The 23,822-nt window shown below is 76.2% G+C and carries 16 protein-coding genes and 1 pseudogene; 13 read left to right on the top strand and 4 right to left on the bottom strand.

Going from position 1 to position 23,822, the window contains the following annotated elements:
- Positions 1-10 precede the first annotated feature (10 nt).
- On the top strand, positions 11-1,453 hold the full coding sequence (locus tag ACFYOJ_RS15745) for an FAD-dependent oxidoreductase (protein WP_356556767.1): 1,443 nt from the start codon (positions 11-13) through the stop codon (positions 1,451-1,453).
- Between the two features lie 256 nt (positions 1,454-1,709).
- Here ACFYOJ_RS15745 and ACFYOJ_RS15740 read toward each other — a convergent pair whose 3' ends face one another.
- A complete protein-coding gene (locus tag ACFYOJ_RS15740) occupies positions 1,710-3,719 on the bottom strand; it encodes a BTAD domain-containing putative transcriptional regulator (protein ID WP_356556766.1) in 2,010 nt (669 codons plus the stop codon).
- A 199-nt stretch (positions 3,720-3,918) separates the two neighbouring features.
- Here ACFYOJ_RS15740 and ACFYOJ_RS15735 point away from each other — a divergent pair, with 199 nt between their 5' ends.
- The 5 genes from ACFYOJ_RS15735 to ACFYOJ_RS15715 all read left to right on the top strand — a co-directional run bounded on the left by ACFYOJ_RS15735 (position 3,919) and on the right by ACFYOJ_RS15715 (position 11,499).
- Complete coding sequence (locus ACFYOJ_RS15735; RefSeq protein ID WP_356556765.1) at positions 3,919-4,797, top strand: alpha/beta hydrolase; 879 nt, start codon at positions 3,919-3,921, stop codon at positions 4,795-4,797.
- A 217-nt stretch (positions 4,798-5,014) separates the two neighbouring features.
- Positions 5,015-7,630 (top strand): class III lanthionine synthetase LanKC, encoded by a 2,616-nt coding sequence (gene lanKC / locus ACFYOJ_RS15730; RefSeq protein WP_356556764.1) that lies wholly within the window; start codon positions 5,015-5,017, stop codon positions 7,628-7,630.
- 32 nt (positions 7,631-7,662) lie between these two features.
- A complete protein-coding gene (locus tag ACFYOJ_RS15725) occupies positions 7,663-7,791 on the top strand; it encodes a SapB/AmfS family lanthipeptide (RefSeq protein ID WP_003972313.1) in 129 nt (42 codons plus the stop codon).
- A gap of 142 nt (positions 7,792-7,933) precedes the next feature.
- Positions 7,934-9,709: an ABC transporter ATP-binding protein gene (locus ACFYOJ_RS15720; protein ID WP_356556763.1), complete on the top strand. Its 1,776-nt coding sequence runs from the start codon at positions 7,934-7,936 to the stop codon at positions 9,707-9,709.
- Positions 9,706-11,499: an ABC transporter ATP-binding protein gene (locus tag ACFYOJ_RS15715; RefSeq protein ID WP_356556762.1), complete on the top strand. Its 1,794-nt coding sequence runs from the start codon at positions 9,706-9,708 to the stop codon at positions 11,497-11,499. The genes ACFYOJ_RS15720 and ACFYOJ_RS15715 overlap by 4 nt, the downstream gene beginning before the upstream one ends.
- A 29-nt stretch (positions 11,500-11,528) precedes the next feature.
- On the opposite strand, the gene ACFYOJ_RS15710 is transcribed toward ACFYOJ_RS15715, so the two are convergent.
- Positions 11,529-12,125, bottom strand: a complete 597-nt coding sequence (locus ACFYOJ_RS15710) for a response regulator transcription factor (RefSeq protein ID WP_356556761.1) — start codon at positions 12,123-12,125, stop codon at positions 11,529-11,531.
- Between the two features lie 574 nt (positions 12,126-12,699).
- Complete coding sequence (locus ACFYOJ_RS15705) at positions 12,700-13,125, bottom strand: PPOX class F420-dependent oxidoreductase (RefSeq protein WP_356556760.1); 426 nt, start codon at positions 13,123-13,125, stop codon at positions 12,700-12,702.
- 396 nt (positions 13,126-13,521) lie between these two features.
- On the opposite strand from ACFYOJ_RS15705, the gene egtA reads away from it, so the two are divergent.
- The 4 genes and pseudogenes from egtA to egtD all read left to right on the top strand — a co-directional run bounded on the left by egtA (position 13,522) and on the right by egtD (position 18,036).
- The gene (gene egtA / locus ACFYOJ_RS15700) at positions 13,522-14,817 is read left to right on the top strand and encodes an ergothioneine biosynthesis glutamate--cysteine ligase EgtA (protein ID WP_356556759.1); all 1,296 of its coding nucleotides are present in this window, start codon (positions 13,522-13,524) and stop codon (positions 14,815-14,817) included.
- Positions 14,814-16,208, top strand: coding sequence for an ergothioneine biosynthesis protein EgtB (gene egtB / locus ACFYOJ_RS15695; RefSeq protein WP_356556758.1), 1,395 nt, complete (start codon positions 14,814-14,816; stop codon positions 16,206-16,208). The genes egtA and egtB overlap by 4 nt, the downstream gene beginning before the upstream one ends.
- Positions 16,208-16,906: pseudogene (gene egtC / locus ACFYOJ_RS15690) on the top strand (ergothioneine biosynthesis protein EgtC); the annotation flags it as partial. The gene egtB and the pseudogene egtC, both read left to right, overlap by 1 nt.
- Positions 16,819-18,036, top strand: a complete 1,218-nt coding sequence (gene egtD / locus ACFYOJ_RS15685; protein WP_388597137.1) for an L-histidine N(alpha)-methyltransferase — start codon at positions 16,819-16,821, stop codon at positions 18,034-18,036. The pseudogene egtC and the gene egtD, both read left to right, overlap by 88 nt.
- Positions 18,037-18,225: 189 nt before the next feature.
- Here the strand turns inward: egtD and ACFYOJ_RS15680 are convergent, their stop codons facing one another.
- Complete coding sequence (locus ACFYOJ_RS15680) at positions 18,226-19,491, bottom strand: extracellular solute-binding protein (RefSeq protein WP_356556755.1); 1,266 nt, start codon at positions 19,489-19,491, stop codon at positions 18,226-18,228.
- Positions 19,492-19,757: 266 nt separating this feature from the next.
- Between ACFYOJ_RS15680 and ACFYOJ_RS15675 the strand changes: the two genes are divergently transcribed.
- The 3 genes from ACFYOJ_RS15675 to ACFYOJ_RS15665 all read left to right on the top strand — a co-directional run.
- Entirely contained in the window at positions 19,758-19,973 is a 216-nt protein-coding gene (locus ACFYOJ_RS15675; protein WP_356556754.1) for a dodecin, read from the top strand.
- A gap of 274 nt (positions 19,974-20,247) precedes the next feature.
- Positions 20,248-21,267, top strand: a complete 1,020-nt coding sequence (locus ACFYOJ_RS15670; protein WP_356556753.1) for an LLM class flavin-dependent oxidoreductase — start codon at positions 20,248-20,250, stop codon at positions 21,265-21,267.
- A 92-nt stretch (positions 21,268-21,359) separates the two neighbouring features.
- Positions 21,360-23,822: ATP-binding cassette domain-containing protein (locus ACFYOJ_RS15665; RefSeq protein ID WP_388597037.1), on the top strand; the 2,463-nt coding region annotated here is incomplete at its 3' end.

Below are 23,822 nucleotides of genomic sequence, written 5' to 3'. Positions count from 1 at the left end.
GGGGAGAGCGATGCCGATCCTGGAGGAGCCGGGCGAGACCCGCACGGTCACGCTGCCGCCACGGCCCGCCCGGCACGGCGGCCGCTGCGACGTCCTGGTGGTGGGCGGCGGCCCGGCCGGGTTCGCGGCGGCGGTCGGCGCGGCGGACGCCGGGGCCGACGTGGTGCTGGTCGAGCGGTACGGGTTCCTCGGCGGCAACGCGACCGTGGCGCTGGTGATGCCGCTGATGTCGTTCCACAACGAGCACAAGCAGGCCGCGTTCACCGAGGCCGGGGACACCTCCCGGCTGCTGCCCACCGACCACGGCGAGGGCGAGCCGGTGGTCGCGGGCGTGCTGTGGCAGCTCCTCGACCGGCTCCTGGGACGCGGCGGCTGCCTGCCGCCGTCCCCGAAGACCGGGTACACGGTCCCCTTCGACCCGGAGCTGTTCAAGCTGGCCCTGCTGGAGATGATGGACGAGTCGGGGGTGCGGATGCTGTTCCACGCCTTCGCCTCCGGCGCGCTGCCGCTGGAGGACGGATCCGGCCGGCGGGTGGTGTTCGAGACCAAGTCGGGGCCGGTGGTGATCGACGCCGGGGTGGTGGTGGACGCCACGGGCGACGGGGACGTCGCGGCCGCCTGCGGGGCGCCGTACGAGATCGGGCGGCCCGAGGACGGGCTGGTGCAGCCGATGACGCTGATGTTCCGCGTCGCCGACTTCTCCCGGCCCGACTTCGCCGACTACGTGCGCGCCCATCCCGACCAGTGGCGCGGCGTGCACGGCCTGTGGGACCTGGTCGAGGAGGCGCGGGCGGCCGGTGAACTGCGGCTGCCGCGCGAGGACATCCTCCTCTTCGGGACCCCGCACCCGCGGGAGGTCGCCGTCAACAGCACCCGGGTGAACCGTGTCCTCGGCACCAGCGTGTGGGACCTGACCCGCGCCGAGTACACCGCCCGGCGCCAGCTCGCGCAGATCGACCGCTTCCTGCGCACCCGCGTGCCCGGCTTCGAGGAGTCGTACGTCGTGCAGAGCGGCACCCACATCGGTGTGCGGGAGAGCCGGCGCGTCCTCGGCGACTACCAGCTCACCGGCCACGACATCCTGGCCGCGCGCGCCTTCCCGGACGTCGTCGCGCACGGCGCCTACCCGGTCGACATCCACAATCCGCGCGGGTCCGGGACCACCCTGAAGCGGGTGCCGAGGGGCAGTTTCTACGACATCCCGCTGCGCTGCCTGGTGCCCCGGGACACCGAGCGGCTGCTGGTGGCCGGGCGCTGCATCTCGGGGACGCACGTGGCGCACTCGTCGTACCGGGTCATGCCCATCGCCATGGCGACCGGGCACGCGGCCGGGGTGTGCGCCGCGCTGACCGTCCGGCACGGGAGCGGACCGCGCGGCCTGCCCTACCGGCTGGTGCAGCGGGAGCTGCTGCGGCAGGGGGCCATGCTGCGGGTGCCGGGAAGCGGCGGCTGAAGGGGCGGAAGCCGAAGGGCGGAGGCCGAAGGGCGGAGGCCGAAGGGGGCGGCCGGGGCTCGGCCCGCCCGGTCCGGCAGGCGGTGCCGGTTCCCGTCGGCGCTTCGTACGCCGTCGGGTGCCCGGCACGGTGCGGGGCGACCACCGGCGGGGCGCCGCTCGCACCCCGTCCGGCGACGCCCCGCAGGCCCCGTGCGGCACATCCACCGCAGTGGGCGACACGGCCCGCCGCCGGAGGGCACGGGCGCGTACGGCGTCACCCGTGCGGCGCCGCGGGAGCGTTCGGCGGTGTGCCGGCCAGACCGAGTGCGCGGCGGATCGCGGCGAGCCAGTCGTCGACGGGACCGAAGGTGAGCAATCCGCTGCCCGCGCCCGCGAGTTCACCGGCCGCGGGGAGCAGCCGGCGGTACGCCCGCAGCAGCACCGTCCGGTCGTCGAGGGCGAGGGCGAGCGCGGCCTCGGCGCAGTACAGGGCCTCGAGGAGGAGGCCGGGCGGCGGTTCGGAGAGCGCGTGCAGCGCCGACCGGGCCTCGGCGTCGCGGCCCTCGCGCAGCAGCGCGAACGGTTCGGCCCACGGGCGGTACGGGCCCCAGTCCTCCCGCCGGTCCACCTCGGCGGGCCGTCCGTGGGCCAGGCGCAGGCCGAGCAGTGCCAGGGGCAGCAGCCCGCTCTCCAGGCCGGGCATCCCCGCGCCGTCGAGGCGGGCGGCGGCGGCCCGGTATCCGGCCTCGGCCCGGTCGTGGGGGCTGCCGGTGGCGGCCTGCCGCAGGGCCCGGTACCAGGAGGTGAACACCGCCGCCAGGGGCCGTTCGTACCGGTCGGCCAGGCGGTCCACGGCGTCGGCGTGCTCGTCGGCCGCGGTGAAGTCGGCGAGGGCGGACCGCGCCTGGAGGCGGACGAGGTGGCCGAGGACCTCATGGCTGTGCAGGCCGTGCCGGCGGGCGAGCGCGACGAGTTCGGCGCCGATCGCGTCGCGGCGCGGGGCGAGCCCTGCGGTGGTGCAGGACTGCAGGAAGGTGCCGTTGAGGGCGAACGCCAGCAGCGCGGGGTCGTCCAGGCGGCGGGCGATCCGCTCGGCCTCGGCGGCGGCCTCGGGTCCGCGCGGGGAGCGGACGCCCCGGGACTCCAGGGCGACGGTGGCGAGCAGCCGGCAGCGGGCCGGGTCGGCTCCGGCGTCGTCCGGCAGGGCGGCGAGGGTGCGTTCGGCCGCCGCGGCGATCCGCCGGGCCGCCTCGGGATCGTCGCTGCGGGTCCACAGGGCCGGGACGTCGTAGGCACCGATCACCCGGGCGGCGAGTTCCGCGTCGCCGGTCTCCTCGGCCGCGACGACCGCCGCCGTGCGGTGTTCCCGGGCCGCCTCCAGACCGCCGCCGCCGGTGACCGCGAGGTCGCGCAGCAGGCCGACGGCCGACCCCAGGCGGGCGCGGGCCCCGGCGGCGACCGCGCGGTCGTACGCCTCGGTCGCGCGGGACCACAGACGGGCCGCCGCGTCCGCGGGTTCGGCGGGCGGGTCGAGGGACGGGTCCTGGGCGAGGATGCCGGCCTCCAGCCTGCGCAGCCGGGGCCCCGGGTCGATGCCCAGCTCCCCGGCGAGCAGGGCGCGGGCCCGGCGCAGTACCGCGAGGGCGTCCGCCTGGCGGCCCGTCCGGTACAGGGCCAGGGCGAGCAGCCGCCAGGCCTCCTCGCGCCGGGGGTGCCCGTCCAGGTGTGCCTCCAGGTCGGGGACCGCCTCGGCGGCCCGGTCCAGGCCGATGAGCAGGTCCGCCCGCCGCTCGACCGCGTGGAGCCCGAGCTCGGTCAGCCGGGCGCGTTCGCCCCGGGCCCAGCCCTCGTCGCCGAACTCCGCGTAGGCGGGTCCCCGCCACTCCCCCAGGGCCGCGCCGAGCCGGGCCTGTGCCCGGTCGGCCGGCAGCCGGCCGGCGAGGGCGACGGCCTCCTCGAAACGCCAGGCGTCCACCGCCTCCGGTGCCGCGCGCAGCGCGTAGCCGGGGCCCTCGGTGACCAGCAGCCGGGCCGGTGCGCGGCGCGGGCGTCCGGGTTCCAGGACACGGCGCAGATCGCCGACGAAGGTGCGCACCGTTCCCACGGCCCGGACGGGTGGTACGTCCCACAGGTCCTCGACCAGGCGGGCGACGGGGACCACGTGCCGCCGGGCGAGGAGCAGCCGGGCCAGCAGGGCCCGGTGCCGGGGTCCGCGCAGGTCGAGCGCGTCCGAGTCCCGTTCGGCCGTGACGGGCCCGAGCACCCCGAAGGTGACCGTCTCCATGTTCCGTGTTCCGTCCGCCCTGCTCCGCGCCGTCGCGCCCGTGGTCCGTGACCACCACGGTACGCGCGCTGATCGGTTGCTGATCCGCGCCCGGCAGCCTGGGAGGCGTCCTGATCCGGACACCTCGAAGAGCACCGGGCCGAAGAGCACCGGGTGGAAGAGCACCGGGTCGAAGAGCACCGAAAGGCACCGATCAGTCATGGCACCGACCATTCCCGGCTTCACCTACGACCGGGTCCCCGTCGCCGACGGCGTCACGCTGAACGTGGCCGTCGGCGGCTCGGGCAGCCCGCTCGTGCTGCTGCACGGTTTCCCGCAGACCCACCTGATGTGGCGGCACGTCGCCGCCGACCTCGCCGCCGAGCACACCGTCGTCTGCCCCGACCTGCGCGGCTACGGCGACAGCGACAAGCCCGCCGACCGCGACGGCACCGCGTACGCCAAGCGGACCATGGCCGCCGACGTCGTCGCCCTGGCCCGGGCGCTCGGGCACGACAGGTTCGCGCTGGCCGGGCACGACCGGGGCGCCCTGGTCGCGGTCCGGGCCGGGCTCGACCACCCGGACGCGGTGACACACCTGGCCGCGCTGGACGTGCTGCCGACGCTGGACATGTGGGACGTCCTGCACGGGACGACGGCGGCAGTGGGCTTCCACCTGTATCTGATGGCGCAGCCGCCCGGGCTGCCGGAGCGGCTGATCGGCGCCGCGCCGGACGCGTTCTTCGGCCACTTCCTCGACGTCTGGACCCGCGCCCCGCAGGCCCTGCCCGCCGACGTCCGCGCCGCCTACCTGAAGGCCTCGCGCGAGGCGGTGCCGTCCATCGTGGCCGACTACCGGGCCTCCGCGGGCATCGACGTCGACCACGACCGGGCCGACCGCGAGCGCGGCAACCGGCTGCGGATGCCGGTGACCGTGCTCCAGCAGGACTGGGGCGCGGCCCTCGGCTACGACGCCACCGCGCTGTGGCGGGCCTGGGCCCCCGACCTGCGGCACCTCACGGTGGACTGCGGCCACTTCATGGCGGAGGAGGCGCCCGGGGAGGTCGCCGGGGCCCTGCGGGACCTGCTGGCCCGGTAGCGGCGCCGCCGTGACGCCGCTGCCGGCCGCGGCGTCACGGCGGCGGTGGCCGGCGCGGGGGCCGGCGCGAGGGCCGGCGCCGCGGGCACCCCGGGCGCCGGCACGCGTGAAGTTACCTGTGCGTTCCGCACGTTCGAGAGGTGACAGCGGTGACTGTCCCGGGCACGGCGGCGCGTGGCAGCGTCTTTCCCGGCACCGACCGGTGGAGGGAGAGGGCGTGAACAAGGGCTACGCCGTGTACTGCGACGCGGACCCGTACTTCTACGACGCGCCGCACCGCACCGCTCCCGGCACCGCGGCGGCCGGCACCCGGTACGCGGCGGCCACCGCGCCCGTCCCGGCCGGATGGCAGCGCGGCGAGAGCGGCGACTGGCTGTCCCTGCGGCCGCTGGACGCCGAACTGCCCGCGCAGGGCTGGAAGATCCACGTCTCCGCCTGCCTGGACAACGCCGAGTCCGTCCTGGAGCGCGTACGGCGGCACTGCCTCGAGCACGGGGTCGCCTTCAAGTTCGTCCCGAGCCGCTATCTGCTCCACCAGCGCAACGCCAAGTACGCCGACCGGGCGGGCAGCGGCAAGTTCATCACCGTGTACCCGGCGGACGAGGAGCGGTTCGAGCGCCTCGCGGGCGAGCTGGGCGACCTGCTGGCCGGCGAGCCCGGACCGCACATCCTGAGCGACCTCCGGCTCGGCGACGGCCCGGTGCACGTGCGCTACGGCGGCTTCACCCGCCGCAACTGCTACGACGAGGACGGCGAGCTGCGGCCGGCGATCGCGGACCCCGACGGGGTGCTCGTCCCGGACCCGCGCGGGCCGGTGTTCCGGGTGCCCGACTGGGTGAGCGTGCCGGAGTTCCTGCGGCCCCACCTCGAGGCGCGGGCCACCGTGACCCTGGAGGGCATCCCCTACGCCGTCGAGTCGGCGATCCACTTCTCCAACGGCGGCGGCGTCTACCGGGCGCGGGACACGCGCACCGGTGAGCTCGTGGTCCTCAAGGAGGCACGCCCGCACGCGGGTCTGGCGGCCGACGGAGCGGACGCGGTGGCCCGGCTGCGGCGCGAGCGCCGGGCCCTGGAGAGGCTGTCCGGTCTGGACTGCACCCCCGAGGTGCGGGACGCGTTCACCGTCGGCGAGCACCACTTCCTGGTCCTGGAGCACCTGGACGGCAAGCCTCTCAACACCTTCTTCGCCCGGCGCCACCCGCTCATCGAGGCCGATCCGGACGAGGGCCGGCTCGCCGAGTACACCGCGTGGGCACTGGACATCCACGCCCGGGTCGAGCGGGCCGTCACGCGGGTGCACGAGCGGGGCGTGGTCTTCAACGACCTGCACCTGTTCAACATCATGGTCCGCGACGACGGGCGGGTGGCCCTGCTGGACTTCGAGGCCGCCCACCACGTCGGCGAACCGGGCCGGCAGACCGTCGCCCATCCCGGGTTCGTGGCGCCGCCCGGCCGGCGGGGCCCGGCCGTGGACCGGTACGCGCTGGCCTGCCTGCGGCTGGCCCTGTTCCTGCCGCTGACCAGTCTGCTGGCGCTGGACCGGCGCAAGGCGGAGCATCTCGCCGACGTGGTGGCGCGGCAGTTCCCGGTCCCGCGGGACTTCCTGGACGCGGCGGTCGCCGAGATCACCGGTGAGCCGGCCCGTTCGGCGGCACGCCGGAGCGACAACGGCTTCGTCCCGGTCGAACCGGGCGACTGGCCCCGCAGCCGGGACTCGATGGCGGCGGCGATCCGCGCGTCGGCGACCCCGTCCCGCGACGACCGTCTGTTCCCCGGCGACGTCGCCCAGTTCGCCACGGCGGGCGGGGGCCTGACGTTCGGGTACGGAGCGGCCGGCGTGCTGTACGCCCTCGCCGAGAGCGGTGCGGGGCGTGACGAGGACGGGGAGCAGTGGCTGCTGGAGCGGACGAAGCAGCCGCCGTCGGGCATGCCGCTGGGCTTCCACGACGGGATCGCGGGGACCGCCTGGACGCTGGACCGCCTCGGGCACCGGGCCAGGGCACTCGACCTGACCGGAACACTCCTCGAGCATCCCCTCGACGGGCTCTCCCCGGACCTGCACGGCGGCACGGCCGGAATCGGCCTGGCGCTGGACTCCCTGGCCGCCTCCACCGGCGACACCGCCCTGCGCGCCGCCGCCCTGCGGTGCGCCGAGCTGAGCGCCCGGAGCATCCCGCCCGGCGCGCCGGGCCGCGGTTCCGGCCGCAGGCCCCGCGCCGGTCTGCTGCACGGCGCGACGGGCGGCGCCCTGCTCTTCCTGCGCCTGTACGAACGCACCGGGGACACCGCCCTGCTGGATCTCGCCGGTGACGCGCTGCGCCAGGACCTCGCGCGCTGCGTCCGGGGCGCGGGCGGCGCCCTCCAGGTGGACGAGGGCTGGCGCACCATGCCGTACCTGGGGGCCGGCAGCGTGGGCATCGGCATGGTGCTCGACGACTACCTGGCGCACCGCGCCGACGAGGAGTTCGAGCGGGCGCGGAGCGAGATCGTGCGCGCGGCGCAGGCCATGTTCTACGCCCAGCCCGGGCTCTACCGGGGTGTCGCCGGCATGGTGCTGTACCTCGGCCGGACGACGGCGCCGGGACCGGGCACCGGACCTGAGGCCGTCCGGCGCCAGATCGACGCGCTGGCCTGGCACGCCATGTCCTACCGCGGCCTGCTCGCCTTCCCCGGCGAGCAGATGATGCGCCTGTCGATGGACCTGTCCACCGGGACGGCCGGCTGTCTGCTGGCCCTCGCGTCCGTGTGCGGCGACCGGCCCGCCGGTCTGCCGTTCCTCCCCCCGCCGCGGTCCGGACCGCGGCCCACGAGCCGGTCCCACGAGGGGCCGTGAACAACCCGTTGTCCGTACGAAGGGATGAGCACATGAACCTGTTCGACCTGCAGTCGATGGAGACCCCGAAGGAAGAGGCCATGGGGGACGTCGAGACCGGCAGCCGCGCCAGCCTCCTGCTCTGCGGCGACAGCAGCCTGAGCATCACGACCTGTAACTGACGTCCGAGGCGGCCCGTCGCGGTCACCGCGGCGGGCCGCGCGGTCCGGTACCGGCGTCCCGGCCTCACCGCCGGGGCGCCGGTGCCGTGTCCCGCCGCCGCGCGCGGCACCGATCCGGAGGCCTGGAGGAGGGGGACGGCCGGTGGACATCGTCCCGGTCCGGCGACGGCGGAAGCGTCCTGCGCCCGGCGCGGACCCCGGCCGGGTGCCCGAACTGCTGGTGCTGGTGTGCTCGGTGGCCGCGGCCGCCGCCGCGGTCGCGCAGCCCCTGGCCCTCGGCCGGGCACTGGACCTGCTGCTGTACGACGGTGAGGCCGGGGTCTGGCTCGCGGTGAGCGTGGCCCTGCTCGCCGGCGAGGTCCTCCTCGACAGCCTGACCGCGCTGCTCACCGGCCGGTGCACCGCCGGCTGGACGGCGTCGATCCGCTCCCGCGCCCTCGCCGGCCTGCTGCACGCCGTACCCGAGGCGACGCGTCCGTACCCGGCGGGAGACGTCGGGACGCGGCTGACGCTCAACGCCTCCGACGCGGGCGGCGCCCCGGCCGCCCGGGCCGCGCTGGCCGCCTCGCTGATCACCCCGGCCGGCGCGCTCGTCGCGCTGGCCCTCGTCGACGTGTGGGTCGCCCTGTGCGTCCTGGCCGGACTGCCCGCCCTGGCACTGGTGCTGCGGGCCTTCGCCCGCGACACGGGGGCCTCGGTGCGCGCCTACCAGAGTGTGCAGTCGGACATCGCGGGCCGCCTGCTGGAGGCCCTGGAGGGCGCGGAGACCATCGCCGCCGCCGGGACGACGGACCGTGAACGCGAGCGGGTGCTCCGGCCGCTGACGGAGCTCGGCGCGCTGGGCGAGCGCATGTGGGTGCTGCACGGGCGGGCGCTGGCCACCGGCGGTGTCCTCGTCCCGCTGCTGACGCTGGCGGCCACGGCCGTCGGCGGGCTCCGGCTGGGCGCGGGCGCCCTGAGCGTCGGCGAGCTGCTGGCGGTGTGCCGCTACGCGCAGCTGGCCGCCGGGTTCGGCGGTGCGGCCGCGCTGCTCGGCGCCCTGGTCCGGGGCCGGACGGCGCGGGAGCGCACCGCGGTCCTGGAACGGCTGCCCGCCCTGCCCCACGGCGACCGGACCCTGTCCCCCGGCGGCCCGGGCGTCCTCGAGCTGCGCGGTGTGCGCGTCCTGCGGGAGGGGAGGCAGGTGCTGCGGGCGGACCACGTGGTGGTGCCCGGCGGGGCGACGGCCGCGGTCGTGGGCCGCAGCGGGGCCGGCAAGTCCGTCCTGGCCGCCGTGGCGGGCCGGCTGATCGATCCCGACGAGGGCGAGGTCCTGCTGGACGGGACCCCGCTGCGCTCCCTGACCCGTGCGAGCCTGCGCGCCGAGGTCGGTTTCGCCTTCGCGCGCCCGGTGCTCGGTGACGGCACCGTGGCCGAGGCGGTCGCGGCCGGGGCGCGCCCCGTGGCGGAGCACCGGGTGCGGGAGGCGGTCCGTGTCGCGGGCGCCGACGCCTTCGTACGCCGCCTGCCGCGGACGTACGACACCCCGCTCGCCGACGTCCCGCTGTCCGGTGGGGAGTATCAACGCCTGGGGCTGGCGCGGGCGTTCGCCCACGCGGGCCGGCTGCTCGTGATGGACGACGCGACCTCCAGCCTCGACACCGCCACCGAGCACGCCGTGGACCGGGCGGTGCGTCACGCGCTCGAGGGCACCACCCGCCTGGTCGTGGCGCACCGCCCGTCGGTCGCGGCGCGGGCGGACCTGGTGATCTGGCTGGAGGACGGGCGGGTGCGGGCGGTCGGCCCCCACCGGCGGCTGTGGGAACGGGCCGCCTACCGGGCGGTGTTCGCCACCGGCACGGACCCGGGCGCCGGCGAGGCGGATGCCGGGGCCGCGGGCGGCCGGACGGTCTCCCTGCACGGCGAGGTGCGGCCGTGACGGCCGACGGCGGCGGCCGGGCGGCGGCCGGGCGGCGCGGCCGGGAGCCCGGTCCGCTGCGCCGGGTCCGGCCGGACGCCCGGCGTTTCCTGGCCGGACGCAAGGGTGTCCTCGCACGGCTGGGGGCGTGGTCGGTGGCCGAGTCGGCGCAGACCTTCCTGGTCGGGTACGGCGTCGCCCGGTCCGTCGACCGGGGGTTCCTGGCGGGGGACACGGCCGCGGGGCTCGGCTGGCTCGCGGTCGCCGCCGTCGCCGTGCTGCTCGGGGCGCCCGTGGTCAGGGGCGTCTTCGCCCAACTGGCCGGTCTGACCGAGCCGTTGCGGGACGGCCTGGTGCGGCGGGCGGTCGTGCGGTCCATGGCGGACGCGCAGGTCCGCCCCGGTGGCCGGGACCGTGCCGCCGTCTCGCGGCTCACCAACCAGGTGGAGATCGTGCGGGACAGCTTCGCCGGACTGGTGCTGACCCTGCGCTCGTTCGTCTTCACCGCGGCGGGCGCGCTGCTCGGGCTGTTCTCGCTGGATCCGGCGCTGCTGGCGGTGGTCGTGCCGCCCCTCGCCGGGGGCCTGGCCCTGCTCCTGGTCACGCTGCGGCCCATGGCGGCGGCGCAGCGGCGGGCGCTCGCCGCCGACGAGGCGCTGGGCGATCACGCGGCGCGGACCCGGGGGGCGCTGCGCGACATCACCGCCTGCGGCACGCAGGAGGAGGTGGCGCGCAGCGGTGACCGGCTCGTCGCGGACGCCGCCGCCACCGCGCGCGTTCTCGCCCGCTGGGCCGCGGTGCGCACCCTGGCCCTCGGCGTCGCGGGTCAGCTGCCGGTCCTGCTCCTGCTGGTGAGCGTGCCGTGGCTGCGCGGCCAAGGGGTCACCACCGGCGCGCTGCTGGGCGCCTTCACCTACCTCGCCCAGGCCCTGCTGCCCGCTCTGCACACCCTCATGACGGCGATCGGCGCCGCGGGGACGCGGCTGCTCGTGGTCCTGGAACGCTTCACCGGCACGGAGCCGCGCCCGGTCCCGGCCGGCACGCCGCCGGCCGCGCCCGCCGAGGACGCGGGCCTGCGGACGGGACCGCCGGCACCCGCCGTGGAGCTGCGGTCGGTGACGCTGTCCTACGGCGTGCGGGCGGAGCCGGTCCTCGACGCGCTCGACCTGCGGATCGAGGACGGCGAGCACCTGGCCGTCGTCGGCCCCAGCGGCATCGGCAAGTCGACCCTCACCCGTCTGGTCGCCGGGACGCTGGCGCCGAGCGGCGGTGCGGTCGAGGTGGCCGGCCGCGCGGTCACCGGCCGCGACCCGGCCGAGCTCTCCGCGCTGCGCGTCCTGCTGCCCCAGCAGGCGTACGTCTTCACCGGGACGGTCCGGGACAACCTCACGTATCTGCGGCCGGACGCCTCCACGGCCGATGTCCGGGCCGCCGTGCGCGAGCTCGCCGCCGGTGCTCTCGTCGAGCGCCTGGGCGGGCTCGACGCGCCGCTCGGCCCGGGAGATCTCTCCCAGGGCGAACGCCAGCTGCTCGTACTGGTGCGGGCGCACCTGTCCACGGCGCGTCTGCTCCTGCTCGACGAGGCGACCTGCCACCTCGACCCGGCCGCCGAGGCACGGGCCGAGGAGGCCCTCGCCCGGCGCCCGGGTGCGCTGGTCGTGGTGGCCCACCGCATGTCGTCGGCGCTGCGGGCCGACCGCGTCCTCGTCCTGGACGGTGCCGGCGCGACGTGCGGGACGCACCGTGAACTCCTGGGCCGTTCACCGCTCTACCGCGATCTGGTGGGGCACTGGGGCGAGACGCGGGGGTGACCCCGAGGGTGCCCCCGTGCCCCGACGTCTCACATCCAGCCGGCGCTCTGGACTATGCGTATGGCGTCCACCCGGTTGCGCGCGCCGACCTTCCGTATCGCACTGGCCATGTAGTTGCGGACGGTCCCCCGCGACAGGTGCAGGGCTCCGGCGATCTCGGCGACGGAGGCGCCCTGCGCGGCCTGCGCCACCACCGCGAGCTCACGGGCCGTCAGCGGCGTCCGGGAGGCCTTGAGGAGAGGGACGGCGAGCCTCTCGTCGAGGAAACGCTCGCCTTTGGCCACGGTGTGCACGGCGCTGATCAGACAGTGGGACGGGGCGTCCTTGGCGACGAAACCGAGCGCTCCCGCGTCGAACGCCCTGCGCAGCACGCCCGGCCGTTCCGGGGCCGCGAGGACGACCAGCCGGGCCCCGCACCGGCTCCAGTGGGGCGCGCGGCGGAGCTCCTCGGTCCCGCCCAGACACTCCCCGTCCACGACGCACACGTCCACGGGCAAGCCGTCCTCGCCGGACGTCTCCCCCCGGGAGGACGTGGCGGAGACCTCGAATCCGTCGGCGGACAGGAGCAGGTGTGCCAGTGCCGAACGCAGCAGCAGCGCGTCGTGCACCACGAGAACACGGACCATGTACGACCCCCAAGGTCTCCCGGCCGCCCTCGCGGGCCGCCGGGCTCGTCCCCCAGTTTCCCCAGCCGTCTGCCCCGGTGTCCCGCCGAAGAAGCACGCAGGACGGAGCACCCGGGGGGCAACGACGCCAACACGCCGTTCTCGGCGGCCTCGGACGCCGCGGCCCGGGCGGGCCGGCAGGCCGGATCACGCCCCCGGCACAGGGGGCGGGCGCGGGCAGCCCACGGCGGACGCGCCCAACTCACCTACAGCGACGGGTCGTTACGCTCCGAAAGCGGGGGTGGGTACGGAGAGGGCTGCGGAAGGGACGCCTCCGTCCCGGGCCTCACGGACCGAAAACCGTCGAAATGAATATGGCCCGAAAAACGCGTGCCCGGCCCGCTCGGGCTTGCCCCGCACGGCCCTCCCCAGACCGCACCGGCCCTCTCCGGTCCACGCCGGTCCGCGTACGGCGCACGTACGGCGCGCGTACGGCGCGAGCCCGGCGAGCCGGCCGCGGCCCCTGCGGCGCGGCGGCCGTCGCGGGCCGTCCCCGGCCGGTCCCGGCCGGCACGGGACCGGCCGGGGACGGTCCTCAGACCGAGGCCTGGTCGCTGTCCTTCAGCGAGCCCCAGCCGTGCCAGCGCTCGATCTCGATCCACGCGCTCACCCGGGCGCGGGCCCGCTCCGGGTAGGGGCTGCCCGTGTAGTGCGTGGAGATCCGGTCGATGTCGGCCAGGCCCTCGTCGTCGCGCATCGCGGTGACGCGGCCGATGAGGGTGACGTGCGTGTACCAGTCGTCGCCGTCGAGGACGGTGAGGGTCACGCGCGGGTCGCGGCGCAGGTGCTTGAGGCGTACGCGGCCCTCGTCGAGGCTGATCAGGACGCGGCCGTCGTCCTCCCACACGTACCAGGTGGGCGTGGAGACGGGGCCGCCGTCCGCGCGGAGGGTGGCCATCACGCACGGGTTGGGGCGGCGCAGCAGGTCGACCGCCTCGGGCGGCAGCGGGGGCTTGGACATGGGAACTCCTCCACTCGTGAGTTTCGCGGGTTTCGCGAGGCTACTGCGGCGTTCCGTCTCCGCCGGGTATCCGGTACCCCGGCGCGCTCGTCCGCACCGTCTCTCGTCCCGGCAGGGGGGGAGCAGGAGCCGCCCGGCCTCCGTGGACGACCTCTCCGCCGTGCCCGTTCGGGAGTCCTGGGCGATGCTGGTGAGGCGGCGCAACGGTGTGTCCCGGGCCGGGAAACGACGGGGAAAGCCCCCGGAAACGTCCGGAACACGGAGGTCACCGGGCCGGAAGGCCCCGGTATGTGCCCTTGTGCGGAGCGGCACGAGGGTCTTGGCTGGGACGAGTGTGCCGACCCGGCCCCGGATAACGGGACCGGCGACATGGTGGCATCTCAGGAGGATCCCGACATGTCCGATGCGGTAAGCGGCTGTACGCGGCCGCGCGCCCCCCTCACCGAGACCGAGGCCGAGGCGCTGGTCCACGGCATCTGCTTCAAGACCGGACCACCCACACGCCTGGGCGTCGAGGTGGAGTGGCTGGTCCACGAGCCGGGGGCGCCGCGACGCCCCGTGCCGCCCGGGAGACTGGACGCGGTCTACGCCGCGCTGCGGACCGTGCCCCTGGGTTCGGCGCTGACCGTGGAGCCCGGCGGCCAGCTGGAGCTGAGTTCGCTGCCCGCCGCCTCCCTCATGGAGTGTGTCGACGCCGTCTCCGCCGACCTGGACGCCGTCCGCGCGGTCCTCGGCGAGGACGGTCTCGCCCTCGCCGGCCTGGGCCACGACCCCTGGCGCCCGCCCCGCCGCTATCTGCGGCAGCCCCGTTACGACGCCATGGAGGCCTGCCTCGACCGCGAAGGGCCGGCCGGCCGCTACATGATGTGCGCCTCCGCCTCCGTACAGGTGTGCGTGGACGCGGGGCACGAGGAGCCGGGTCCGCTCGGTCATGTGCGCCGCTGGTGGCTGGCCCACCAGCTGGGCGCGGTCCTGGTGGCCGCGTTCGCCAACTCGCCGCTGGCCTGCGGCCGGCCCACCGGCTGGCGCTCCACGCGGCAGCTGCGGTGGGCGCAGATCGGCACCGGCCGGGCGGGCGGTCCCCCGCTGGACGCGGACCCGCGCCGCGCCTGGGCCCGGCACGCGCTGGACGCCCCGGTGATGTGCCGGCGCCGGGACGGCGGCCCCTGGGACGTGCCGCGGGGGCTGACCTTCCGGGAGTGGACGCGGGCACCGAGCCCGCCGTCGCGGGAGGACCTCGACTACCACCTCACCACGCTGTTCCCGCCGGTCCGGCCGCGCGGCCACCTGGAGCTGCGCATGATCGACGCGCAGCCCGGGGACGACGGCTGGATCGTGCCGCTCGCCGTGACGGCGGCGCTGTTCGACGACCCGGAGGCCTCCGAGACCGCCTACCGGGCCGTGAAGCCCCTCGCGGAACGCACCCTCGGGCGGCGGGCCCCGCACAACCCGCTGTACCGGGACGCGGCACGGGACGCCCTGACCGATCCCGAGCTGCGCGAGGCGGCCGTCGACTGCTTCACGGCGGCGCTCGCCGCGCTGCCCAGGCTCGGCGCCGCCGGCCGGGTGACGGACGCCGTCGCGGCACACCTGGACCGCTACGTCGCCCGGGGCCGCTGTCCCGCCGACGACCTGCTGGACGCGCACCACGGCGCGGGCCGCGGCCCGCGCGGGAGGGAGACCCGCCCATGACCGACCCCGCCACGGACACCACCGGCGGCCGGACCACCGGCCCCGCCGCCCCGACCGCCGGTCCCGCAGCCGCCGGTCCCCCGGCCGCCGACCCCGAGGCGCTGCGCGAGCGGGCCCTGACCGCGCTCGTCACCGCCCGTGACCGCACCACGCTGCTGACCGGCTGCGTGGAGGATCCCGACCTCACCGCGCAGCACTCCCCTCTGATGTCCCCGCTGGTGTGGGACCTGGCGCACATCGGCAACCAGGAGGAGCAGTGGCTGCTGCGGGCCGTCGCCGGGCAGGAGGCGATACGGCCCGAGATCGACAGCCTGTACGACGCCTTCGAGCACCCCCGCGCCGAGCGCCCCTCGCTGCCGCTGCTGCCGCCGGACGAGGCCCGCCGGTACGCGGCGGACGTGCGCGGCCGGGCCCTGGACGTGCTGGAGAGCGCCGCCTTCCACGGGACGCGGCTGACGGAGGCGGGCTTCGCCTTCGGGATGATCGCCCAGCACGAGCAGCAGCACGACGAGACGATGCTGATCACCCACCAGCTCCGCAGGGGCCCGCGGGCCCTGACCGCGCCGGACCCGGACCCCCTGCCGCTGTTCACGGGGCCGTCCGAGGTCCTGGTGCCCGGCGGGCCGTTCACGATGGGCACCTCCACCGAGCCGTGGGCCCTGGACAACGAACGGCCCGCGCACCGGCGGGAGGTGGCCCCGTTCTTCATCGACACCACACCGGTGACGAACGCCGCGTACCAGGCGTTCATCGACGACGGCGGCTACGACGACCCGCGCTGGTGGGCCCCGGAGGGCTGGGAGCACGTCCGCCGGCACTCCCTCACCGCCCCGCTGTACTGGCGCCGGGACGGCGGGCAGTGGCTGCGGCGGCGTTTCGGCGTCACCGAGGTGGTGCCCCCCGACGAGCCCGTGCTGCACGTGTGCTGGTACGAGGCCGACGCGTGGGCCCGCTGGGCCGGCCGGCGGCTGCCCACCGAGGCCGAGTGGGAGAAGGCCGCCCGCCACGACCCGGCCGGCGACCGCTCCCTGCGTTACCCGTGGGGCGACGCCGACCCGGGCCCGGCCCACGCCAACCTCGGCCAGCGGCACCTGCGCCCGGCCCCCGCGGGCAGCTACCCGGCCGGTGAGTCGCCGCTCGGGGTACGGCAGTTGATCGGTGACGTCTGGGAGTGGACGTCGAGCGACTTCACCCCGTACCCCGGGTTCCGGGCGTTCCCGTACCGGGAGTACTCGGAGGTGTTCTTCGGGCCCGAGCACAAGGTGCTGCGCGGCGGTTCGTTCGCCGTGGACGCGGTGGCCTGCCGGGGCACTTTCCGCAACTGGGACTATCCCGTCCGGCGCCAGATCTTCGCCGGGTTCCGCACCGTCCGCTCCGCGGAGGGTGCCTGATGTGCCGTCACCTGGCCTACACGGGTCCCGTCCGGCCGCTCGGCCGGCTGCTGCTGGAGCCGCCGCACTCCCTGTACCGCCAGTCCTGGGCGCCCCGGCGCCAGCGGTACGGCACGGTCAACGCCGACGGCTTCGGCGTCGGCTGGTACGCCGAGGACGACCCGGTGCCGGCGCGGTACCGGCGGGCCGGGCCGGTCTGGGCCGACCAGTCCTTCGCCGACCTGGCCCGCGTGGTGCGCTCCGGGGCGCTGCTGGCCGCGGTGCGGGACGCGACGCTGGCGGGCGCCGACGCGGAGGCCGCGGCGGCGCCGTTCGCCGCGGGGCCCTGGCTGTTCAGCCACAACGGCGCCGTGGCGGGCTGGCCCGGCTCGCTGGCACGGGCGGCCGCCGCCCTGCCGGCCGTGGAGCTCCTGTCACTGGAGGCCCGCAACGACTCGGCCCTCGTGTGGGCGCTGGTCCTGCACCGGCTGCGTGCCGGTGACCCGCAGGAGCCGCGACGGCGCGCGGGGGCCCGGGCGCTGGCCGACACGGTGCTGGAGGTCGCCGCGGCCGCCCCCGCCTCCCGGCTCAACCTGCTGCTCACCGACGGCGGCACCATCACCGCCACCGCCTGGGGCGACACCCTGTGGTACCTGACCCGGCCGGGCGGCGGCACGGTCGTCGCCTCCGAGCCGTACGACGACGACCCGCACTGGCGGGAGGTCCCCGACCGCACCCTGCTCTCCGCGAGCGGTACGGACGTGCTGCTCACCCCGCTCGGGCCCCGCGACGGGGCCCTGCGCGAGACCGCCCCGACCCCCGCGGCCACGGCCGCGGCCGCCTCCCTCTCCGCCTCCGCCTCCGCCTCGCCGAAGGAGCCCCGCACGTGAGCCCGTTCCGCCTCACCCGCACGCTGCCCGAGGACGCCACGGACGCCGCCCTGCGCGCCGACGTGCTGACGGGCCTGACGAGCACGCCCAAGTCGCTGCCGCCCAAGTGGTTCTACGACGCCCGGGGCAGCGAGCTGTTCGAGGAGATCACCGCCCTGCCCGAGTACTACCCCACCCGGGCGGAGCGCGAGATCCTCGCCGGCCGGGCCGGGGAGATCGCCGCCGCGACCGGTGCCCGCACCCTGGTCGAGCTGGGCTCGGGCTCCTCGGAGAAGACACGGCACCTGCTCGACGCGCTGACCGGGCTGGCCGCGTACGTGCCGGTCGACGTCAGCGTGAGCGCGCTCACCGGGGCCGGGGAGGCGATCGCCGCCGAGCGGCCGGACCTGCACGTGCACGCGCTGCTCGCCGACTTCACCGACGGCCTCGCCCTCCCGGACACGCCGGGGCCCCGGCTGGTGGCGTTCCTCGGCGGCACGATCGGCAACCTGCTGCCCGCCGAACGCGCCGCGTTCCTCACGTCCGTCCGCGCGCTGCTCTCATCCGGCGACGCGCTGCTGCTGGGCACCGACCTGGTCAAGGACGAGCGGGTGCTGGTGCGGGCGTACGACGACGCGGCCGGGGTGACGGCGGCGTTCGACAAGAACGTCCTGGCCGTGATCAACCGCGAGCTGGGCGCCGACTTCGCGCCCGCGGCCTTCGACCACGTGGCGGTGTGGGACGCGGAGCGGGAGTGGATCGAGATGCGGCTGCGTGCGCGCACCGCGCAGACGGTGAAGATCCAGGCGCTCGACCTGGCCGTGGAGTTCGCCGCCGGGGAGGAGCTGCGCACCGAAGTGTCGGCGAAGTTCCGCCGGGAGGGCGTGCGGGCGGAACTGTCCGCGGCCGGCCTGGACCTGACCCACTGGTGGACCGACGGCGAGGGGCGTTTCGCCCTGTCGCTGAGCCGGGTGCGCTGACACCGCGCCTGCCGCCCGGCACAGCGGGCGGCAGACGGCGGGCGGCAGGCGGCAGGCGGCGGGCGGCAGACGGCGGGCGGCAGGCGGCAGGCGGCGGGCGGCAGGCGGCGGGCGGCAGGTGGCGGGCGGCGGGCGGCAGGCGGCGGGCGGCAGGTGGCGGGCGGCGGTGCGCCGGCGGTCGACGCGGTGTCAGCGGGTGGACGGGTCCAGGAGTTCGGTGATGCGCGCGGAGGCGCGCTCCGCCTCCGGCCGCGCCTCGGCGCCCTGGAGAACCCTGGTCATGTACGCCTTGATCGGGTTGTCCGCCTCGACGGCGCCCCACAGGGGCGTGCCGGGGGTGGCCCTGCCCCGCGCCGCCCCGGCGGCCATCGCCTCGACGCCTTCCCCGCCGGCGACCTCCGCGGCCAGCGACTTCCTGTTGGGGACGTAGTTCATGGTGCGGGCCAGGTCGGTGTTCCACTTGGCGCCCGTGAGGGCCTCGATCACGGCGACGGCGCCGTCGCGGTCGTCGGTGTTCTCCGGGACGACGAGGTCGGAGCCACCGGTGAACACCGCGCCGGGCACGCCGGCCTTCTTGCCGGGCACGGGGAAGAACCCCAGCTTGTCCTCGAGGCCGGGATTCTCGCGCAGGATGGTCCGAGCGAGCCCCGGCACCGCGATGATCTGCGCGACCCGGCCCTTGGCGAACACGCCGGCCTGCGGCGGGTGTTCCTCGTCGGCGTCGGCGGGGCCCTCGCCGAGGGACTGCAGTTCGCGGTAGAAGGCCATGCCGCGCAGGGCGGCCGGGGTGTCCAGCGTGCCCTTCCAGGAGCCGCCGTCCTCCTTGGCCAGGTCGCCGCCCTCGTCCCAGATGAAGCCGGAGAGCGTGTACCAGTCCTGCCCGGCCAGGTAGATGCCCTGGTCACTGCCCCGGTCGAGCTTCTCGGTGGCGGCGAGCCACTCCTCGCGGGTGCGGGGCGGCTCTGTGATGCCGGCCTGCTCGAACATGTCCTTGCGGTAGATGACGACGCGGTTGGCGGCGTACCAGGGGATGCCGAACTGCTGGGACATGTACTCTCCCGGTTCGGCGAGGCCGGGCAGCCAGTCGCGGATCCCCCAGTCCCGCATCGACTCGAGCGTGAGGTCCTCGAGCCGGCCGCCCTCCGCGTAGTGCGCGACCTGGGTGTTGCCGACCTCGATCAGGTCGGGCTGCCCGTCGCCTCCGTCGGACTTCAGCGCGGCCTGCACCTTGTCGCCGATGCCGGTCCACTCCTGGAGGCGGACGTCGAGGACGATACCGGGGTGGTCGCGCTCGAACTCCTCCGTGAAGCGCTTCAGGAAGTCCTCCGAGGCGCTGCCCTTCATCAGCCACACGGTGACGGCGCGCCGCTCACCCCCTTCGCCCGAGGGCATCAGGCCGCAGCCGCCGAGCAGGGAGGCCGAGACACAGACGAGGGCGAGGAGGCGACGTCTCACGAGGGATCCTTCTGATCGAACAGCTGCCGGTGGCCGGCCGGTCGGCCGCGCGCACACCGAAGGAGGGCCCGACGTGGGGGGACGAGCGCGGGGCTCGTGCGGGTGCCTGGAATCTTGGTATGGACCAATGCGTAGGTCAAGGGGTGTCCGGCGGGGACACCCCGGTCCGGAGGCCGACGCCTCGCGCCGGGGCGCGGCCTGGGGCACGGTGGAGTGACGCGCGACACACACCGGACTGCCGCGGCCCCACGGAAGGGAGCACCCGCATGTCGAACCACACCTACCGGGTCACCGAGATCGTCGGCACCTCGCCCGACGGCGTCGACCAGGCCGTCCGCAACGGCATCCGCCGTGCCTCGCAGACCCTGCGGAACCTGGACTGGTTCGAGGTCACCCAGGTGCGCGGCCAGATCGAGGAGGGCGAGGTCGCCCACTGGCAGGTCGGCCTGAAGCTCGGCTTCCGCCTGGAGGAGGCCGGCTGAGCCCCACCGAGCGGGGCGCGGGGAGGAGCAGCCCGCCGGACGGGAACGCGGCGGGCACCGCCCGTCGGCCGGGACGCGGCGGGACGGTCCTCCCTGGGCCCGGCCGCGGTCCCTCCCGCGGGGCCCGGCCGCGTCCCTCCCGCGTCCCTCCCACGGCCCTTCCACGGCCCTTCCAGGTCCCCGCTCGCCCGGCCGGACGTGGCGCACCGGGCCCGTCCGGGTCACCCGGCGCCGGACCCGGGAATCCCCGCGGCGCGCAGGCGTTGAACCCCGTGTGAGCTCATTGATCGCGACGACCCGCTTCTCCGTTCTCGACCGCTCCCGCATCCGCGCAGGTCACACCGGTGCCGAGGCGCTGCGCGACACCGTGGCGCTGGCCCGGGAGGCGGAGCGGCTCGGCTACCACCGGTTCTGGGTGGCGGAGCACCACGGCGTGCCCGGGGTGGCCGGCTCCGCGCCGACCGTGCTGGCCGCCGCCGTCGCCGGTGCCACCCGCCGCATCCGGGTCGGCACCGGCGGCGTGATGCTGCCCAACCACCGCCCGCTGGTCGTCGCCGAGCAGTTCGGCGTGCTGGAGTCGCTCTTCCCGGGCCGCGTCGACATGGGCCTGGGCCGGTCGGTGGGCTTCACCGACGGCGTGCGCAGGGCGCTGGGCCGGGACAAGGACGACGCCGAGGACTTCGACGCCCAGCTGGCGGAGCTGCTCGGCTGGTTCCGGGGCACCTCCCCCACCGGAGTCCACGCCCGCCCCTCGGAGGGGCTGACGGTGCCGCCGTTCGTGCTGGCGATGGGCGAGGGCGCGGCCGTCGCCGCCCGCGCGGGCCTGCCGATGGTCATCGGCGACCTGCGCGACCGCGACCGGATGCTGCGCGGCATCGACCGCTACCGCGCCGCCTTCCGCCCCTCCGCGTGGAGCCGGGAGCCGTACGTCGTCGTCTCGGGCACCGTCGCCGTGGCCGGCACCCCCGAGGCGGCCCGGCGCATCCTCCTCCCGGAGGCCTGGTCGATGGCCCACGCCCGCACCCGGGGCGTCTTCCCGCCGCTGCCGCCGGCCGAGGAGGTCGAGGCCCGGACGATGACCGCCAAGGAGCGCGGCCTGTACGAGTCCGGCCTGACCGGACACATCGCCGGCACCGAGGAGCAGGTCGCCGACGCGCTGGAGACGCTGCTGAAGGAGACGGGCGCCCAGGAGGTCCTGGTGACCACCAGCACCCACGACCGCGCGGCCCTGCTCGACTCCTACCGGCGGCTCGCCCGCGTCACCGGCACGGAGGCGCGCACGGCCCCGGCGTAGAATCGCGGGGTTTGTCCCCACCGGCCCCAGCGGCCCCACCCGCCACGCCGGCCCGCCGCCCCGCCCGAAGACCGTACGGAGAGTCCCCCGCGATGCACACCCCCCACGACCCGTACGTGCGCGTGCGCGACGCCCGTGAGCACAACCTCAAGGGCGTGGACGTCGACGTCCCCCGGGACGTGGTGGCCGTGTTCACCGGCGTGTCCGGCTCCGGCAAGTCCTCGCTCGCCTTCGGCACGATCTACGCGGAGGCGCAGCGGCGCTACTTCGAGTCGGTCGCGCCCTACGCCCGGCGGCTGATCCAGCAGGCCGGCGCCCCGAAGGTCGGCGAGATCACCGGGCTGCCGCCCGCCGTGTCGCTCGAGCAGCGCCGGGCGGCGCCGACGTCCCGTTCGTCGGTGGGCACGGTCACCAACCTGTCCAACTCCCTGCGGATGCTGTTCTCCAGGGCCGGTGACTACCCGCCGGGCGGGGCGCGGCTCGACTCGGACGCCTTCTCGCCCAACACGGCGGCCGGGGCGTGCCCCGAGTGCCACGGGCTCGGCCGGGTGCACCGGACGACCGAGGAACTGCTCGTCCCCGACCCGTCGTTGTCGATCCGGGAGGGCGCGATCGCCGCGTGGCCGGGCGCCTGGCAGGGCAAGAACCTGCGGGACGTCCTCGACGCGCTCGGGTACGACGTGGACCGGCCCTGGCGTGAACTGCCCGCCGGGCAGCGGGAGTGGATCCTGTTCACGGACGAGCAGCCGGTGGTCACCGTGCACCCGGTGCGGGAGGCCGGACGCATCCAGCGGCCGTACCAGGGCACGTACATGAGCGCCCGGCGGTATGTGATGAAGACCTTCTCGGAGTCGAGGAGCGCGACGCTGCGGGCGAAGGCGGAACGCTTCCTCACCAGTGCGCCCTGCCCGGTCTGCGGCGGCGGCCGGCTGCGGCCGGAGGCGCTCGCGGTGACCGTGGGCGGGCGGAGCATCGCCGAGCTGGCCGCGCTGCCGCTCGCAAAGCTGCCGGCGCTGCTGCCGACGGGTGACGAGACGGCCCGGGTGCTCACCGCCGACCTGACCGCCCGCATCGCGCCCGTCGTCGAGCTGGGTCTCGGCTATCTGAGCCTCGACCGTCCCGCGCCCACCCTGTCCGCGGGCGAGCTGCAGAGGCTGCGGCTCGCGACACAGCTGCGCTCCGGGCTGTTCGGCGTCGTGTACGTCCTGGACGAGCCGTCGGCGGGACTGCACCCGGCGGACACCGAGGCCCTGCTGACGGTGCTGGAGCGGCTGAAGGCGGCGGGCAACTCGGTGTTCGTGGTGGAGCACCACCTCGCCGTGATGCGCGGCGCCGACTGGATCGTGGACGTCGGTCCGCGGGCGGGCGAGCACGGCGGGCGGGTGCTGTACAGCGGGCCGGTGGCCGGGCTGGCCGAGGTCACGGAGTCGGCGACGGCCCGCCACCTCTTCGACCGCTCCCCCGCCCCGGCCCGCGAGGTGCGCGAGCCCCGGGGCGTCCTGACGGTCGGTCCGGTCACCCGGCACAACCTGCGCGGGGTGAGCGCCGACTTCCCCCTCGGTGTCCTCACGGCGGTGACCGGCGTGTCCGGGTCCGGGAAGTCCACGCTCATCGGCGGGATCACGCCGGAGCTGCCGGGCGTGGGGCGGCTCGTCTCCGTCGACCAGAAGCCGATCGGCCGCACCCCGCGTTCCAACCTGGCCACCTACACGGGCCTGTTCGACGTGGTGCGGAAGGTCTTCGCGGCCACCGACGCGGCACGCGAGCGGGGCTACGGCGTCGGCCGGTTCTCCTTCAACGTGCCGGGCGGGCGCTGCGAGACCTGCCAGGGCGAGGGGTTCGTCGGCGTGGAGCTGCTGTTCCTGCCGAGCACCTACGCGCCGTGCCCGGACTGCGGCGGGGCGCGCTACAACCCCGGAACGCTCGAGGTGACGTACCGGGGACGGAACATCGCCGAGGTGCTGGACCTGACGGTGGAGGGCGCGGCGGGGTTCTTCGCGGACACCCCGGCCGCCGCGCGCAGCCTGGGCGCGCTGCTCGACGTCGGGCTCGGCTATCTGCGGCTCGGCCAGCCCGCGACGGAGCTGTCCGGCGGGGAGGCGCAGCGCATCAAGCTGGCGAGCGAGCTGCAGCGGGGGCGGCGCGGCCACACCCTGTACCTGCTGGACGAGCCGACGACCGGTCTGCACCCGGCCGACGTCGAGGTGCTGATGCGGCAGTTGCACGGGCTGGTGGACGCCGGGCACACGGTGGTCGTCGTGGAGCACGACATGACGGTGGTGGCGGGCGCCGACTGGGTGATCGACCTCGGGCCGGGCGGCGGCGACGCGGGCGGCCGGATCGTCGCCGCGGGTCCGCCGGCCCGGGTGGCGCGGGCGGCGGGCAGCGCCACCGCGCCGTATCTGGCGGAGGTCATGGAGGGCGGGGGGGGGGGGGGGGGGGGGGGGGGGGGGGGGGCGCCGCGGGGGGGGCGGGGGGGGGGGCGGGGGGCCCCCCCCCCCCCGGCGCGCCAAGCAGAAGAGAATTTAGGGGGGGGTAAATTGATACAGCGACAC

It is taken from the genome of Streptomyces sp. NPDC006384, from assembly GCF_042870695.1.
Classification (GTDB): domain Bacteria; phylum Actinomycetota; class Actinomycetes; order Streptomycetales; family Streptomycetaceae; genus Streptomyces.
This window is presented reverse-complemented; position numbering and strand designations above follow the sequence as displayed.